The organism is Sphingomonas eleionomae (genome assembly GCF_049889035.1).
In the GTDB taxonomy this organism is placed as follows: Bacteria; Pseudomonadota; Alphaproteobacteria; order Sphingomonadales; family Sphingomonadaceae; genus Sphingomonas.
This window is the reverse complement of record NZ_JBLTWP010000002.1, coordinates 664,696-679,739: the sequence shown is the minus strand read 5'-3', so window position 1 is coordinate 679,739 and position 15,044 is coordinate 664,696. Positions and strand designations below refer to the sequence as shown.

16 protein-coding genes are annotated in these 15,044 nt (G+C 65.7%); 11 read left to right on the top strand and 5 right to left on the bottom strand.

From position 1 onward, the window contains the following. Nucleotides 1-28 precede the first annotated feature (28 nt). The 3 genes from ACNI3Q_RS07495 to coxB all read right to left on the bottom strand — a co-directional run bounded on the left by ACNI3Q_RS07495 (nt 29) and on the right by coxB (nt 3,549). Nucleotides 29-694 carry a YoaK family protein gene (locus ACNI3Q_RS07495; protein WP_426275379.1) on the bottom strand — a complete coding sequence of 222 codons (666 nt, stop codon included), beginning with the start codon at nt 692-694 and terminating at the stop codon, nt 29-31. A 61-nt stretch (nt 695-755) separates the two neighbouring features. Next, nucleotides 756-2,438 (bottom strand): cytochrome c oxidase subunit I, encoded by a 1,683-nt coding sequence (ctaD, locus tag ACNI3Q_RS07490; protein WP_426275377.1) that lies wholly within the window; start codon nt 2,436-2,438, stop codon nt 756-758. A gap of 4 nt (nt 2,439-2,442) precedes the next feature. Beyond that, nucleotides 2,443-3,549, bottom strand: a complete 1,107-nt coding sequence (gene coxB / locus ACNI3Q_RS07485) for a cytochrome c oxidase subunit II (RefSeq protein ID WP_426275375.1) — start codon at nt 3,547-3,549, stop codon at nt 2,443-2,445. Nucleotides 3,550-3,745: 196 nt separating this feature from the next. Here coxB and pyrE point away from each other — a divergent pair, with 196 nt between their 5' ends. The 11 genes from pyrE (at nt 3,746) to ACNI3Q_RS07430 (ending at nt 13,821) form a co-directional block, all read left to right on the top strand. After that, entirely contained in the window at nt 3,746-4,327 is a 582-nt protein-coding gene (pyrE, locus tag ACNI3Q_RS07480; RefSeq protein ID WP_426275373.1) for an orotate phosphoribosyltransferase, read from the top strand. Next, complete coding sequence (locus tag ACNI3Q_RS07475) at nt 4,324-5,469, top strand: serine hydrolase domain-containing protein (RefSeq protein ID WP_426275371.1); 1,146 nt, start codon at nt 4,324-4,326, stop codon at nt 5,467-5,469. Before pyrE ends, ACNI3Q_RS07475 begins: the two co-directional genes overlap by 4 nt. Next, nucleotides 5,466-6,194, top strand: a complete 729-nt coding sequence (locus ACNI3Q_RS07470) for a pyridoxine 5'-phosphate synthase (RefSeq protein WP_426275369.1) — start codon at nt 5,466-5,468, stop codon at nt 6,192-6,194. Before ACNI3Q_RS07475 ends, ACNI3Q_RS07470 begins: the two co-directional genes overlap by 4 nt. Before the next feature lie 145 nt (nt 6,195-6,339). After that, nucleotides 6,340-6,744, top strand: a complete 405-nt coding sequence (gene acpS / locus ACNI3Q_RS07465; RefSeq protein ID WP_426275367.1) for a holo-ACP synthase — start codon at nt 6,340-6,342, stop codon at nt 6,742-6,744. A gap of 12 nt (nt 6,745-6,756) precedes the next feature. After that, nucleotides 6,757-7,635 (top strand): signal peptidase I, encoded by an 879-nt coding sequence (gene lepB, locus ACNI3Q_RS07460; RefSeq protein WP_426275365.1) that lies wholly within the window; start codon nt 6,757-6,759, stop codon nt 7,633-7,635. Further along, nucleotides 7,632-8,735: an AI-2E family transporter gene (locus tag ACNI3Q_RS07455; protein WP_426275363.1), complete on the top strand. Its 1,104-nt coding sequence runs from the start codon at nt 7,632-7,634 to the stop codon at nt 8,733-8,735. The genes lepB and ACNI3Q_RS07455 overlap by 4 nt, the downstream gene beginning before the upstream one ends. Then, nucleotides 8,735-9,364, top strand: coding sequence for a maleylacetoacetate isomerase (gene maiA / locus ACNI3Q_RS07450; RefSeq protein ID WP_426275361.1), 630 nt, complete (start codon nt 8,735-8,737; stop codon nt 9,362-9,364). Before ACNI3Q_RS07455 ends, maiA begins: the two co-directional genes overlap by 1 nt. Nucleotides 9,365-9,464: 100 nt before the next feature. Next, the gene (locus ACNI3Q_RS07445; protein WP_426275359.1) at nt 9,465-10,388 is read left to right on the top strand and encodes a hypothetical protein; all 924 of its coding nucleotides are present in this window, start codon (nt 9,465-9,467) and stop codon (nt 10,386-10,388) included. Further along, nucleotides 10,385-10,915: a DUF2141 domain-containing protein gene (locus ACNI3Q_RS07440; protein WP_426275357.1), complete on the top strand. Its 531-nt coding sequence runs from the start codon at nt 10,385-10,387 to the stop codon at nt 10,913-10,915. Before ACNI3Q_RS07445 ends, ACNI3Q_RS07440 begins: the two co-directional genes overlap by 4 nt. A gap of 28 nt (nt 10,916-10,943) precedes the next feature. After that, nucleotides 10,944-12,134 carry a glycosyltransferase gene (locus tag ACNI3Q_RS07435; protein WP_426275355.1) on the top strand — a complete coding sequence of 397 codons (1,191 nt, stop codon included), beginning with the start codon at nt 10,944-10,946 and terminating at the stop codon, nt 12,132-12,134. Between the two features lie 67 nt (nt 12,135-12,201). Beyond that, entirely contained in the window at nt 12,202-13,821 is a 1,620-nt protein-coding gene (locus ACNI3Q_RS07430) for an alkaline phosphatase D family protein (protein ID WP_426275353.1), read from the top strand. Here the strand turns inward: ACNI3Q_RS07430 and ACNI3Q_RS07425 are convergent. Then, on the bottom strand, nt 13,818-14,189 hold the full coding sequence (locus ACNI3Q_RS07425; protein ID WP_426275351.1) for a bleomycin resistance protein: 372 nt from the start codon (nt 14,187-14,189) through the stop codon (nt 13,818-13,820). The two genes, ACNI3Q_RS07430 and ACNI3Q_RS07425, sit on opposite strands and share 4 nt — an antisense overlap. Next, a complete protein-coding gene (locus ACNI3Q_RS07420) occupies nt 14,186-14,974 on the bottom strand; it encodes an SDR family oxidoreductase (RefSeq protein ID WP_426275651.1) in 789 nt (262 codons plus the stop codon). Before ACNI3Q_RS07420 ends, ACNI3Q_RS07425 begins: the two co-directional genes overlap by 4 nt. Nucleotides 14,975-15,044 lie beyond the last annotated feature (70 nt).

Sequence of the window (15,044 nt, the reverse complement as noted above, 5' to 3'; positions counted from 1 at the left end):
CGGATTGGGGCGAAGGAAGGGCAGCAATCTATTCCGCCGTCCGCTCCGGGACACGTTCGCGCAGGAACAGGGCCACCGCGATCAGCAGCGCGGCCAATGCGGCGGGCCACAGCGCCTGAATGCCCAGCCAATGATGGGCCATGCCGCCCGCGACGGCGCCCAGGATCAGGCCGGCCCACAGGATGGCGAACGGGGCCCAGCCCCATCGATCGCCGCCGGCCAGCGCATGGCCGATTCGCTGCCCGACCTTGACCAGCGTCCCGGTCATGTAGGTCAGGCTGACCGCCTCTCCCCCCACGACCAGCACTGCGTTTTCGGCGCCCATGGCAAAGGCAAGCATGGCCAGGGTCGCGGGCACCGGCCAGTGACGGGCCGTCGCCGCTGCGATTCCCACGCACAGGGCGACCAGCGCGACCAGCATCGACCGCCGGGTGATCCAGCGGCGGACCAGCGTGCCGGCCGTAACCCCGGCGACGAACGCGGCGATCAGCATGGCAGCGATGGCGGCATCGCCCATCCGCTCGGCAATGCCCACGCCGGTCCGGGTCGAATTGCCCGTCATGAACGACACGAAAAAGCCACCAGACGCCATAAAACCGACCGCGTCGACATATCCCGCCAGCGCCGCCAGCAGGATGGCGATGCGCCGCTCGGCCGGGTCCAGCCGGATCACCGGGTCCCGCGCCCCGCCCATGACGAAACGCCCCGGAGTTTCCCCCGGGGCGCTCGTTCATTTCTGTCCGTCGGGACGGGGATCAATGACCCTTGCCGCCCTCGATCACCGGCAGCGTCTCAAACTGGTGGAACGGCGGCGGGCTGGACAGCGTCCATTCCAGCGTCGTTGCACCCTCGCCCCACGGATTGCCCTCGGCCTTCCGACCGGCGGCGAGCGAGTAGAAGATGTTGATGAAGAAGATCACCATGCCGGCTGCCATGATGAAATAGCCATAGCTGGCGATTTCATTCCAGTAGGCCATGGCGTCCGGATAATCCGGGTAACGGCGCGGCATCGACTGGGCACCCAGGAAGTGCATCGGGAAGAACAGGACGTTCACGCCGATGAAGAACACCCAGAAGTGCAGCTGGCCCAGCAGTTCGGAATACATCTTACCGAACATCTTCGGGAACCAGTAATAGAACCCGGCGAACAGGGCGAACACCGCACCCAGCGACAGGACGTAGTGGAAGTGCGCGACCACATAATAGGTGTCGTGCAGGATGTCGTCCACGCCGCCATTGGCCAGCACGACGCCGGTCACGCCGCCGACGGTGAACATGAAGATGAAACCGATCGCCCAGACCATCGGGGTCTTGAAGCTGATCGATCCGCCCCACATCGTCGCGATCCAGCTGAAGATCTTGATGCCGGTCGGCACCGCGATGATCATGGTGGCGGCGGTGAAGTACATCTTGGTGTTCACGCTCAGGCCGGTGGTGAACATGTGGTGCGCCCACACGACAAACCCGACGACGCCGATGGCGACCATGGCATAGGCCATGCCGAGATAGCCGAAGACGGGCTTGCGGCTGAACGTCGACACAATCTGGCTGACGATGCCAAAGCCCGGCAGGATCATGATGTACACTTCGGGGTGGCCAAAGAACCAGAACAGATGCTGGTACAGCACCGGATCGCCGCCGCCGGCGGGATCAAAGAAGGTGGTGCCGAAATTGCGGTCCGTCAGCAGCATGGTGATCGCCGCGGCCAGCACCGGCAGCGCCAGCAACAGCAGGAACGCGGTGACCAGCACCGACCACACGAACAGCGGCATCCGGTGCAGCGTCATGCCCGGCGCGCGCATGTTGAAGATCGTCGTGATGAAATTGATCGCACCCAGGATCGAACTTGCACCCGACAGGTGGAGCGACAGGATCGCCATGTCTACCGCCGGACCCTGATGACCGATGGTCGACAGCGTCGGATAGACGGTCCAGCCGGTACCCGCACCCGCGCCGAAGAAGGGCGAGGCGAGCAGCAGGATGAACGACGGCGGCAGCAGCCAGAACGAGACGTTGTTCATGCGCGGGAACGCCATGTCCGGCGCACCGATCATGATCGGCACGAACCAGTTGCCGAACCCGCCGATGATCGCAGGCATGACCATGAAGAACACCATGATCAGGCCGTGGGCGGTGATCAGCACGTTCCACAGGTTCAGGCCCTGATCGAAACTGACCTGCGATCCGGCCAGATAGCTGGCCCAGGTGGGCAGATACTGGATGCCGGGCTCCGCCAGCTCGACACGCATCAGGCCGGAAATCCCGCCCCCGATGATCCCCGCAAAGATCGCGAAGATCAGATACAGGGTGCCGATATCCTTGTGATTGGTCGACATGAACCAGCGGGCGAAAAAGCCCGGCTTGTGATCCGCGTCATGATGGTCATGCGCGTGGCCGTGCGCGTCGAACGCGCTGGGGTTGAGTGCAGAATCGGTCATGGCCTTAATTGCCCTGATTGCCGGCGGCCCAGTCGGCCGCGCTGTCATTGGTTACGGCGGCAGCATCGGCCGCATTCACGGTTGCCGCTTCCGGCGTCATCGTCGCGGCGGCGCTGGCGGCCGCGGTCGCGGCGCTCGGCATGGTGCCGCCCTTGGCAGCGACCCACTGCGCGAATTCGGCCTGCGACACGACTTCGACCGCGATCGGCATATAGCCGTGGCGGGCGCCGCACAGTTCGGAACACTGACCGAAATAGACGCCTTCCTTCTCGATGGTGAACGTCGTCTCGTTCAGGCGGCCGGGGATCGCGTCCAGCTTGATCCACGCGGCGGGCAGGGCCCAGCTGTGGATCACGTCATTGGCCGTCGTGATCAGGCGGATCGGCGTGTTTACGGGCAGCACGACGCGCGTGTCGGTCGCCAGCAAGCGGGGGCCGTCGCGATCGGTGCGGAACCGGTCGCCCTTGCCGACCTCGCCCTGCTCCTTCAGCATGTTGGCGGTCAGCGACACGCCGCCATGATCGGGATATTCATACGACCAGTACCACTGGTTGCCGATCGCCTTCAGCGTCACGGCATTGGCCGGGGCAGGCTTGTACTGGTTGGCCAGCAGGCGGATCGACGGGAACGCGATGGCCAGCAGGATGAGCGCCGGCGCAACGGTCCACACGACCTCGATCAGCGTGTTGTGAGAATTCTTCGACGGCACCGGGTTCGCGGCGCGGCGATAGCGGAAGATCACCCAGATCAACAGGCCGAGCACGAACACCGAAATGATCGTGATGATCGGCATCAGCATGACATTGTGCAGCCACAGGCCGTCGCGGCCATTGGGCGACACCTGATCCTGCAGGCCGATGGCGTTGGCAATCGGCTGGCCCACGCCGGGGGTCGGCGCGCGCTTGAACGAGCCATCCGGGTTAAGCGTGGGGTCCGCCGGCTTGGCGGGCGTGGCTGCCGCATCGGCGGCCGCGGCGGCGGCGGTCGGCGCGGCGGCGGCGGGCACAACGGCCCCATCCACCGGCGCGGCTTGTTGGGCCAGGGCCATGCCAGGCCCGGCCAATGCAAGCAGGGCGGCGAGCATGAAGGATTTTCGTCCAGACAGATGCATCGTCGTCGTTCGTCCGTTTCTGATCCGCGCCCGCGCCAGACAATTCGGCCGGGTGCTGTGCGGGAAAATACCCGACAGGCGGCCTATACGACGCGTATTCCAGCGCCTCAAGCATTGATCCTGCCTTTTTTGGAAACATTGCAGCCGGGGTCCGGCGGCTCTAAGGGAACAGCGCGCCGATCACCGGGGAATGATGATGACCGACGAGGACATTCTGGCTGAATTTCGGGCGGCGGATGCGCTGCTTGAGGGGCATTTCATCCTGTCGTCCGGCCTGCGCAGCTCACGCTATCTGCAATGCGCACGGGTGTTGATGAACCCGGCGCGGGGTGCCCGTCTGGCGAATGCGCTGGTCGCCCGACTTCCCGAATCGGTTCGTTCCGCGATCCAGGCGGTCGTCTCGCCCGCAATGGGCGGCGTCATCGCCGGACACGAAATGGGCCGGGCGCTCGGCGTCGATGCGATGTTCCTGGAACGGCCCGATGGCGTGTTCCACCTGCGCCGCGGTTTCCGCCTCGATCCCGGCACGCGCGTGCTGATGATGGAGGATGTGGTCACGACCGGCCTTTCCTCGCGTGAGGCGATCCGGGCGATCCGCGAAGCGGGCGGCGAAGTGGTTGCCGCCGCCGCTCTGGTCGACCGGTCCAATGGTACGGCCGACCTTGGCGTCCCCTTCTATCCGCTGATCCGGCTGGAAGTCGCCACCTATGCCGCCGATGCGCTGCCCCCCGAACTGGCAGCGATCCCGGCCATCAAGCCCGGCAGCCGCGCGGCATGATCCGCCGGCTGCGCGCCGCCGCCGCCGCCGCAGCGATGCTGTCCCCCCTGGCGTTGCTGGCGATGGGCGCGGCCGCGCATCAGGCCCCTTCTGTTCAGGCCGGCTCTGCCATCGATGAGGCGGCGCTGGCCGCTGCCGTGAACCTGGAAACCGCGCCGGGCACCATCCTGATCGCGCGCGGCGACACCGTTATCTACGAGCGGGCGTTCGGGCTGATCGACCCGCGGGCCACGGAAACCCACCGGCTGGGTGCCGTGTGGCGCTGGGCGTCGGTGACCAAGCAGGTGACCGCCACCATCGCCATGCAGGAAGTGGCGGCAGGTCGGCTCGATCTGGATGCGCCCATCACGCGCTACCTGCCCGACAGCAAGGCACCCTATGCCGGTCAGATCACGGCCCGGATGCTGATGCAGCACGTATCCGGCCTGCCCCGGACCGAGGAAGGGCCGGCGGGCATGGACGGATGGTCGACCTTTTACAGCGTCGATCGGGACAGCCCGCAAACCGGGCGCAGCTGGTGCGAAGGGCCGACGACGCGCAAGCCATTGTCCGAATTCTTCTATGGCGACTGCGATTTCATCATGATGGCGGCGGTGGTGGAGGCGACCAGCGGCAGACCGCTTGCCACCCTGATCGACGAACGCATCGCCCGGCCGCTCGGCCTGACCAGCATCGGCCTGTTTCCCAGCGCGGCACCCACCGTACCGGGCTTTGCCGACGGCAAGCCCGAATCATCGGCGTTCCGGCTGGAAAATTTCGGTGGAGCCGGCGCGCTGTACGGCACGACCCGCGATCTTCTGGCCTTTGACCGCGCATTGATGACCGGCAAGCTGCTGCCTGATGCGCAGCGGGCGGTGATGTGGACCGGCAAACCCGATTATGGCTTTGCGGCACTCGGCCAATGGTCGTTCAGCTCGCCGCTGAAGGATTGCGGCAACGTGCCGGTGCGGATCGTCGAACGGCGCGGCTTTATCGGCGGGGTCGTCCTGCGCAACATCATCCTGCCCGATCAGGGCATGGTCGTCATCATGACTTCCAACCGGGCCGAGGCCGAAGCGGCCTTTGGCGAAATCTGGCAGCAGGCGGGCATCACCCATGACGTGCTGCGCGCCGCCCTATGCTCAACCGGAGTGCCTTCATGACCGAATTCCTGCGTCTCGGCGTCAATATCGACCATGTCGCCACCGTGCGGAATGCACGGGGCAGCGGCTTTCCCGATCCGGTGCGGGCCGCGCTGCTGGCGGCGGATGCGGGCGCCGACGGCATTACCGCGCATCTGCGCGAGGATCGCCGCCACATCACCGATGACGACATCGCCCGCCTGTCGGGCGGGCTGCCGATCCCGCTCAACCTTGAAATGGCGATGACGGACGAGATGCTGGCCATCGCGTTGCGCCACCGTCCGCACGCCGCCTGCATCGTGCCGGAAAAGCGTGAGGAGCGGACGACCGAGGGCGGGCTGGATGCCGCCGGCCTCCACAATCAGCTTGCGCATTTCTGCGATGCGCTGACCGATGCGGGCATCCGCGTCAGCCTGTTCATCGAACCCGATCCGCGGCAGATCGAGGCGGCGCTGCGGTTGAAGGTGCCGGTAATCGAACTGCATACGGGCCTGTATTGCGAGCTGTCGGGCGAGGCACAGACCGCCGAACTGCGCCGGATCAGCGATGCCGCCGCGCTCGCTGCCAAGAACGGGATCGAGGTTCATGCCGGGCACGGCCTCACCTTTGACAACGTGGTGCCCATCGCCGCGATCCCGCAGCTGCGCGAGTTGAACATCGGCCATTTCCTGATCGGCGAGGCGATCTTCGACGGGCTGGGTCCGGTGGTGCGGCGGATGCGCAACCTGATGGACCAGGCGCGGTGAAGGGAAACGAAATCCTCCCCGGCACGGGGAGGTGGCAGCACGAAGTGCTGACGGAGGGGGTCGGCCGCGAATCCCGCTCTGTGTGGTGCGCCCCCTCCACCCCTCGCTGCGCGAGCGGTCCCCCTCCCCGTACCGGGGAGGATTTATGATCCTGGGCCTCGGTTCCGACCTGTGCAATATCGAGCGGATCCAGCGGTCGATCGACCGGTTCGGGGACCGGTTCATGCGCCGCTGCTTCACCGAAATCGAGCAGGCAAAGGCCGCGCGGCGGCCCTATACGGCGGCGGGAACGCTGGCCAAGCGGTTCGCCGCGAAAGAGGCGTTTTCCAAGGCGGTCGGCACGGGGTTCAGCCGCGGCGTGTTCATGAGCGACATCGGCGTGGTCAACGCGCCCTCCGGCGCCCCCACCTTGGCGCTGACCGGCGGGGCAAAGGCGCGACTTGACGCGATGACGCCGCCGGGCCACGCAGTCCGCGTGCATCTGACGATGACCGACGATCATCCATGGGCTCAGGCCTTTGTGGTGATCGAGGCGGTCCCGCTGACCTGAGTTAGGACGATTATGGCCGCCGATCCCGTGGCGACGACGAACGAAACCCCCGCCGCTGCGCCTGCAAAGGGCGGCACCGACTGGTGGGGAGAGGCAAAGGGCCTGTTCTGGCTGATCCTGGCCGTGCTCGGCTTTCACAGCTTCATTGCCAAGCCGTTCTACATCCCGTCGGAATCGATGATGCCGGTGCTGATGAAGGGCGACCGGCTGGTCGTCACCAAATATCCCTATGGCTATTCCTTCGTCAGCCCCACCTTTCACATCCTGCCCTTCATTCCGGGCCGGGTGTTCGGCAGCCTGCCGGAACGCGGCGACATCGTCATCGTCACCCCGCCCCAGTCGGGCACGGATTATATCAAGCGGGTGATCGGCCTGCCCGGCGACCGGATCGAGGTGAATAACGGCCTGGTCTCGCTGAACGACGAACCGCTGAAGCGGGTGCGCAGTGCCGACCGCATCATCCCCGTCGACGCCAATGCCCAATGCGACCCGGCGCAATATCCCGGCGCGCGCTTTACCGCCCCCGATGGGCGCGATTATTGCCGCCTGCCCATCTATCGCGAAACACTGCCCGGCGGGCGCAGCTATGACACGATCGATGTCGAATTCCGCCCGCGCGCCGACAATTTCGGCCCGGTCACGGTGCCGGAGGGTCATGTGTTCCTGATGGGCGACAATCGCGACAATTCCGCCGACAGCCGCTTTTCCATTGCAGAGGCGGGGCTTGGCGGCCCGGTGCCGTGGGAAAATATCGGCGGACGGGCCGAATTCATCACCTTCAGCTTCGATGGCGAGGGGACGTGGAACCCGCTGACCTGGTGGGGATCGCTGCGCCCGGGTCGCGCCGGCGAATCGCTTCGTCCGGAACAGGATAGCGACTCGGCCAAATGAGCAAGGTCGAGGAACTGGTCGATCAGGGGCCGGGTCCGAACGAACTGCGCGATCCGTTTGTCCGCCGCGAATTTCGCAAGGCGACCGTCTGGGCCAGCGTCGGCATCGCCATCGCGCTGATCGTGCTGCTGGTTCAACCGCTGCTGATCATCTTTGCCGCGCTCGTCTTTGCCTCGATGCTGGACGGCGGCGTGCGGCTGCTCGGCCGGGTGCTGCCGATCTGGCGCGGCGCGCGGCTGCTGATCGTGCTGGCGGCCGCGATCGGGTTTCTTGCCTGGGTCTTCTACACCGCTGGTGTCCAGATTTCGGTTCAGGCCGAACAGCTGCGTCAGGTGCTGGAGGTGCAGGGCAATCGCCTGATCGACTGGGCGAACGATAACGGACTGCTGCCCGACCGGCCCGCCCTGTCCAGCCTGGCGCAACAGGCGGCGGGATCGATCGGCCGGCTGACCAGCGCCGTCGGGTCGCTGGTCGGCGGGGTGACGACCATGCTCCTTATCTTCATCATCGGCCTGTTCGTGGCGATGGACCCGCGCATCTATGAACGCGGTCTTGCCTGGATGGTCCCATCGGGCGGGCGGCGCGATTTCGCCATCACGCTCGACCGCATGGCCTGGACCATGCGGCGGCTGCTGGCCGGGCGACTGATCGGCATGGCGTTCGAAGGGGTGGTGACGTGGATCGCCCTGTCGCTGGCGGGCGTGCCGATGGCGCTGGTGCTGGGCATCATCACCGGACTGCTGGCGTTCATTCCCAATATCGGTGCGCTGATGTCGGGCATCCTGATGGTCGCGGTCGGCTTTTCGGCCGGGCCGGAACAGGGCATCTGGGCCATCATCATCTATTTCGCGGTCCAGAATTTCGACGGTTATGTCATCATTCCGATGATCGCCAAGCGCACGGTGGACATGCCGCCCGCCCTTACCGTGTCGTCCCAGATCCTTGCCTCCACCCTGTTCGGGGTGCTGGGGCTGGCGCTGGCCGATCCCATCGTGGCGATGATCAAGGTCGCGCTGGAACGCGAATCGGAACGCGAGGCGGAAAGCGCAACGCTGGACGCCGCGCTCAAGGGCGCCGGGGCGCAGGCAGAGACTGGCTGATGCTGACACTGTATGACTATTTCCGCTCGTCCGCGGCCTATCGCGTGCGCATTGCCCTCAACCTCAAGGGCGTGGCCTATCGCCGCGTGCCGGTGTCGCTGATCGACAATGCCCATCACGCCGCCGACTATCTGGCCCGCAATCCGCAGGGGCTGGTGCCCGCACTGGACACGGGCGATGGCGTGGTCACGCAAAGCCTGGCAATCATCGACTGGGTGGACGCAACCCAGCCCGGACCGCGCCTGATCCCTGCCGATCCGATGGCGCGCGCCCGCGCACTGGCGATGGCGCAACTGATCGCGTGCGATATCCACCCGCTGAACAATCTGCGCGTGCTGCGCTATCTGGAACAGCCGCTGGGACTGGAAAAGCCGGTTCGCGACACCTGGTATGCGCACTGGATCCATGAAGGGTTTTCGGCGCTGGAACAGATGGCGGGCGACGGCCCCTTTCTGGGCGGCGATGCGCCCGATATCGCCGATATCTTCCTGGTGCCACAGGTGGCGAACGCGCGCCGCCTGAATGTCGATCTGGCCGGCTATCCCCGGCTGGTTGCCGCCGACGCCCGCGCCTGCGCACTGCCGCCCTTTGCCGCAGCCCATCCCGACCGGGTAAAGCCGGAAGGCTGACGGATTTGCCGGGCAATCGCAAAGCGGCTATGCGGCCCGCCGGAGTTCGGCCGCCCCATCCGGCCGATCCGCCGTGCTGGCGGCTGAGGGAGGGTTGAGGATGGAGCAGCGGACGGCCGATACAGCGCCGATCGCGCCGTCCGACCTGGGCGGTCTGGAACCGATGCGCGGGACGGATTCGTCCTGGCCGAAATGGATTGGCATCATCGTGTCGGTGCTGATGGCCGGCGGCCTTGCGCGCGAACTGTTCGATGGCGGGCTGGCAGGTTTCAGCGCCCAATTGCCCCGTAATCCCGTGTTCTACCTGTGCTTTGCTGTGTCCTACATGGCATCGCCGCTGGGCGATTTCGTCATCTATCGCCGGCTCTGGGGCCTGCCCGTGTCGGGCCTGGGTGCATTGTTGCGCAAACGCATCGCGAACGATGTCGCCATCGGTTATTCCGGAGACCTGTATTTCTATGCCTGGGCGCGTCAGCGGATGCGGATGGTCACCTCGCCCTTCGGCAATGTAAAGGATGTGACGATCCTGTCCGGCGTCACCGGCAATATCGTCACGCTGACCATGCTGGCGATCGTACTGCCCTATGGCGCGGACCTGATTCCCGACCGCGATTTCCGCAACATCGCCCTGTCGGCTGTGGTGATGTTCATGCTGTCGGTGCCGTTCGTGCTGTTTTCCCGCCGGGTATTCGCCCTGCCCTATCCCGCGCTCTGGGCGATCAGCGGGGTTCACCTGTTGCGCATCGTCATCGACAGCATTTTCCTCAGCCTCGCCTGGCATCTCGCGATGCCGGACGTGCCGCTGATCGAATGGGCGTTTCTCGTTGCGGGACGCCTGCTTGTGTTCCGCCTTCCGCTTGTGCCCAACAAGGACCTTCTTTTCGCCAACTTCGCCATTATTTTTATAGGGCAGAGAGAAGCACTCAGCGATCTCGTCGCGTTCGGCGCGACGTTGACGCTGCTGGTGCATATCGGACTGGCGATTGTCTTCGCCCTGTCTGCGGTGACGAGGAAAGTGGAATGACCCTGTTTGCCAAGAGCGGCCGTGCGGCGCTTGGCCTTGCGGCCGCTGCGATGCTTGCGATGCCCGCTGCGGCCAAGCCGCCGCTGGGATCGGATTCGGCTGCGTGCGTGAATGGCGAAACGGCGATTCAGGTCAATGTAAACGGCCTGAAGGACCGGACCGGCCGGCTCAAGCTGGAGCTTTGGCCCGCCAATGACGAGGATTTCCTGAAGGACGACAAGGTGCTGCGCGCCGAGGGCAAGTTCTTTCGCCGCGTCTGGGCCGACATGCCCGCCTCCGGCCCCGTCAGCTTGTGCATCAAGGCGCCGGCACCCGGCCGCTATGCCCTGCTGTTCACCCATGACCGCGACGGCAAGAACAAGTTCAATTTCTGGCGGGACGGCGCGGGCTTTGTCAGCAACCAGAAACTGGGCCGCAGCAAGCCCAAGCTGGCGCAGGCGACCATCACCGTCGGCAATGGCGTGACCACGGTCAACATCACTGCGCAGTATATGCGCGGCCTGTCCGGCTTCGGCCCGGTCGCCTGACGAAAGGGACCGGGCACCCGCCCCCGTCATGCGCGTCGTCGACGTCAACGAATATTATTCGCCCACCGGCGGCGGTGTGCGCACCTATCTGGACCGCAAGATGGAGATCATGGCCGAACTGGGCCATGAACTGTTCGTCATCGCGCCGGGCCGGGAAAGCTGGGTCGAGGAACGGCCCGGCGGCGGCCGCATCTATTGGGTCAAGGCGCCGCGCCTGATCTTTGACACCAATTACGGCATCTTTTTCTCCGGCCGCGAAATCCGCGCGCTGCTGGACGAGCTCAAGCCCGATGTCGTCGAAACCAGCTCGCCCTGGCGGCCCGGCTGGATCGTCGGCAACTGGCCGGGCGACGCGCTAAAGGTCTATTTCGCGCATAACGACAATGTCGGCGCCTATCCGATGCGCTGGTTCGAAGGCTGGGCCAGCCCCGCCCGGATCGAACGGGCGTTCCAGTGGTACACGAATTACATGGCCAGTTTCCTGGTCAAGTTCGACGCCTTTGTCAGCAACGGCCCCGCCCTGGCAAAGCGGCACCGGCGGCGCGGCCTGACCGTGCATCATTCCGCCGCACTGGGGATCCAGCCGGGCATCTTCTCGCCCGATCACCGGGACGAGGCATTCCGCGAATCGCTGCTCGCCCAGCTTGGCCTGCCGCGCGACGCGCATCTGCTGCTTGGCCTTGGCCGGCACCATCCCGAAAAACGCTGGCCGATGATTTTCGACGCGGTCGAACGCGCCGGCTCTGTCATGCCGGTCGGCCTGATTCAGATCGGCGCCGGCGTCGACAGCCGATCGGTCCAGCGCCGGGTCAAGGACAGCCCGCATATCAAGCTGTTCCGCCCCATCTATGACCGCGCCCGCCTTGCCCGAATCATGGCCAGCTGCGACGCGCTGATCCACGGATCCGACGCCGAACCCTTTGGCCTGGTGGGGCTGGAGGCGATTGCGTCCGGCCTGCCGCTGATCGCGCCGGACGAGGGCGGGTTTGCCGAAATCGCCGACCCGCTGATCGCCGAAACCTATGAAGCGCGCGACGCACGTTCCGCCGCTGCCGCGATCAAGCGTCTGTTCGAACGCGAACCCGCGATCCTGCGCGCCGCCACCCGGCGGGCCGCGGCACAGGTGCTGTCCGACCGCGAACATGCCGAACAGCTGGTCGCCTATTACCAGTCGCTGCTCGACGCCCGCGCCGACCGGCGGGCTGCGGCGACCGGCTGACCGGCCTGTAATCAACCCGACATGAAGCGGGTGCAGGGCATCGGAACCTTGTTCCGGGACCCGTGCCATGACCCTGATCCTTGATCGCCGCCACCTGATCCTGTCCGCAACGCTTGGCGTCGGGGCGCTTGCCCTGCCCCGCATCGCGCGGGCACAGGCATCGCAGCTTGGCTTTACCCACGGCGTTGCCAGCGGCGAGCCGGGCCAGACGCACATGCTGTTCTGGGCCCGCTATGTCCCGTCGGGCGGCGGCGCGGTGAAGATCCGGGTAGAGGTGTCGGAAACGCCCGATTTCGTCCGCATTTCCGGCGGGGCGGAAGTCAGCACCGGCCCCTGGCGCGATCATACGGTCAAGGCAGTGGTGATGGGCTTGACCCCCGGAACGCGCTATCATTACCGCTTCATCGCGCCGGATGGCAGCATCTCGATGATCGGTCGCACCCGCACCCTGCCCGACGGCGATGTGCGCGATTACGGCATCGGCGTCTTTTCCTGCTCCAACATCGGCTTTGGCTGGTTCAACGCCTATGCCCATGCCGCCGCGCGCGACGATATCGACCTGACGGTCCATCTCGGCGATTATTATTACGAGTATCAGAAAGGCAGTTACCCCGCCGATGCCCAGGCGATCGCATCGCGCGTGCCCCAGCCGCTGAACGAGATTCTGACGCTGGCCGATTATCGCCTGCGCATCGCCAGCTATCGCGCCGACCCCGACCTGATGGCGCTGCACGCGGCAAAGCCGATGATCCTGCAATGGGACGATCACGAAACCACCAATGACAGCTGGGAAGGCGGCGCCCAGAATCATCAGGCGGATGAGGGCGACTGGGCCGTGCGAAAGGCGATGGCGATTCAGGCCTATCGCGAATGGTTGCCCGTGTCCGACGCACCTTGGGCCAGCTATCAGATCGGTTCGCTCGCCACGCTGTTCCGCACCGAAACCCGCGTGCTCGCCCGGACACAGGAAAAGGATATCGCCCCGCTGTTCAAGGCCGCCGATCCGGCCCGCGCGCTCGCCGCGTTCCGGGATGGCGCGTGGATGGACCCGTCCGCCACGATGATGGGCCTGCCGCAGGAGGCCTGGCTGGCCGATGCCATGACCGCATCGGTGCGCGGCGGCACCCGGTGGCAGGTCGTCGGTTTCGGCACGATCATGGGCCAGACCCGCTCGCCCGCCAGCGCGATCGAGTGGATGGCAAAGGATGCGCCTGATTATGTCCGCCAATATGTGATGTCCGGCATCATGGCGTCAAAGGCGGGGCTGCCGCTTAATTTCGATGCCTGGGGCGGCTATCCGGCGGCACGGGCGCGCTTTCTGAAATCGGCGCAGGCGATGGGCGCCAACCTCGTCGTGATCGCGGGGGACAGCCATAATGGCTGGGCCTATGACCTGGCACAGGATGGCAAGCCTGCGGGGGTCGAATTTGCCGGCCATTCCGTCACCTCGCCCGGCTATGAAAGCGCGCTTGCCGCCGATCCGGCGGTGGTCGCCCGCGCGCTGGTCGACACCAATCCCGAACTCAAATGGTGCGACACCAGCCGGCGTGGCTACATGAAGATGACGCTGAACCCCGACAGCGTCCGCAACGACTGGGTGTTCATGGACACGATCCGGGACCGCTTGGCAAAGGGACGGGTGGGCCACAGCGCAACCGTCGCGCGCGGCCGCAACGTCATGGCCTAATCCGCCGGGTTGCGGATCAGCCGCAACAGGCTGCCATCCGGATCGATCAGATAGCCGATCGTCAGCCCCGATGCCGCATCGTGCGTCGGCGGATGCAGCCGGGGAAAGCCGGTGCGCGCATCCGGCACCCCCGCCGCCAGCGCAGCTGCGCAGATCGGCTCGATATCGTCCATCCGCAGGCACGCGCCGAAACTGCTCGTTGCGGGGTCCAGATCGGGCCAGGGAAAGAATTCCAGCGTCATCGCCCCCCGCTCCAGGATCATCCAGCCGCCGCCCCGCCACGACACCGCGAACCCCAGCGGCGCATAAAAGGCGATCGTCGCATCGAAATCGCGCGAGGGCAGGTTGGGTGTCGCCTGATCGGTCACAGCGATCCGCGCGCCTGTCGCCGCAGCTTGCCGGGCAGCCAGCGGGCGGCGAACTGCATCCGCTCGGCCGTCTTGCCGACCACGGTGTGCACCTCCTTGCCATGCACGGCCCGCCATGCTGCTTCGGCCACCCGCTCGACCGGCGTCAGCTCCAGCCCCGCCCGCTGCACCCGCTCGCGGACATTGGCGTTGGACCCGACGACATTGGCGTCCAGCAGCGGCGTTTCGATAAAGCTGGGCATGAGCGATCGCACCTTGATCCCCGCCCGGTACCATTCGCCCTCCAGCGATTCGGTCAGGCCGCGCACCGCAAATTTCGTCGCTGAATAGACCGCCGTGCCCGACGTCCCGTAAATCGCGGCGGCAGAGGCGGTGTTGAGCAGGCAGGAACCCGGCGTTTTCACCAGATAGGGAAAGGCGAGCACCGCACCATGAACGACTCCGGTAAAATTGATGTCGATCAGCCGATGCAGGTCATCCAGCGATGTTTCGTGCATCGGCCCGCCCACCGCGATCCCGGCATTGTTGAACAACACATCCAGCCGCCCGCCGCTTAACGAACAGAAATCGGCCAGTGCTGCCCGCCATTGTTCCGGTTCGCGCACATCCATCCGATAGGTGCTGGCCGTACCGGGCGGAAAATCGGCCAGCGCCTCGACCAGCGCCGCCTCGTTCACATCGGCCAGCCCGACGCGCCAGCCGCGAGAGGCAAACAACCGCGCGGTCGCAAGACCGATGCCCGATGCGCCTCCGGTAATGAAAATTGCACGCGCATCCTTTGCCATGGTCATCCCTCCTGCCTTCTGTTTTGTTGCCCCAACCTAGCCCCTGCCCGCCACCCACGCCAAGCCCCCG

What these genes read in the sequence shown, in the direction of transcription:
- ACNI3Q_RS07495 (WP_426275379.1), bottom strand. Translation starts at nt 694, where the DNA reads ATGGGCGGGGCGCGGGACCCGGTGATCCGGCTGGACCCGGCCGAGCGG.
- ctaD (WP_426275377.1), bottom strand. Translation starts at nt 2,438, where the DNA reads ATGACCGATTCTGCACTCAACCCCAGCGCGTTCGACGCGCACGGCCAC.
- coxB (WP_426275375.1), bottom strand. Translation starts at nt 3,549, where the DNA reads ATGCATCTGTCTGGACGAAAATCCTTCATGCTCGCCGCCCTGCTTGCA.
- pyrE (WP_426275373.1), top strand. Translation starts at nt 3,746, where the DNA reads ATGACCGACGAGGACATTCTGGCTGAATTTCGGGCGGCGGATGCGCTG.
- ACNI3Q_RS07475 (WP_426275371.1), top strand. Translation starts at nt 4,324, where the DNA reads ATGATCCGCCGGCTGCGCGCCGCCGCCGCCGCCGCAGCGATGCTGTCC.
- ACNI3Q_RS07470 (WP_426275369.1), top strand. Translation starts at nt 5,466, where the DNA reads ATGACCGAATTCCTGCGTCTCGGCGTCAATATCGACCATGTCGCCACC.
- acpS (WP_426275367.1), top strand. Translation starts at nt 6,340, where the DNA reads ATGATCCTGGGCCTCGGTTCCGACCTGTGCAATATCGAGCGGATCCAG.
- lepB (WP_426275365.1), top strand. Translation starts at nt 6,757, where the DNA reads ATGGCCGCCGATCCCGTGGCGACGACGAACGAAACCCCCGCCGCTGCG.
- ACNI3Q_RS07455 (WP_426275363.1), top strand. Translation starts at nt 7,632, where the DNA reads ATGAGCAAGGTCGAGGAACTGGTCGATCAGGGGCCGGGTCCGAACGAA.
- maiA (WP_426275361.1), top strand. Translation starts at nt 8,735, where the DNA reads ATGCTGACACTGTATGACTATTTCCGCTCGTCCGCGGCCTATCGCGTG.
- ACNI3Q_RS07445 (WP_426275359.1), top strand. Translation starts at nt 9,465, where the DNA reads ATGGAGCAGCGGACGGCCGATACAGCGCCGATCGCGCCGTCCGACCTG.
- ACNI3Q_RS07440 (WP_426275357.1), top strand. Translation starts at nt 10,385, where the DNA reads ATGACCCTGTTTGCCAAGAGCGGCCGTGCGGCGCTTGGCCTTGCGGCC.
- ACNI3Q_RS07435 (WP_426275355.1), top strand. Translation starts at nt 10,944, where the DNA reads ATGCGCGTCGTCGACGTCAACGAATATTATTCGCCCACCGGCGGCGGT.
- ACNI3Q_RS07430 (WP_426275353.1), top strand. Translation starts at nt 12,202, where the DNA reads ATGACCCTGATCCTTGATCGCCGCCACCTGATCCTGTCCGCAACGCTT.
- ACNI3Q_RS07420 (WP_426275651.1), bottom strand. Translation starts at nt 14,974, where the DNA reads ATGGCAAAGGATGCGCGTGCAATTTTCATTACCGGAGGCGCATCGGGC.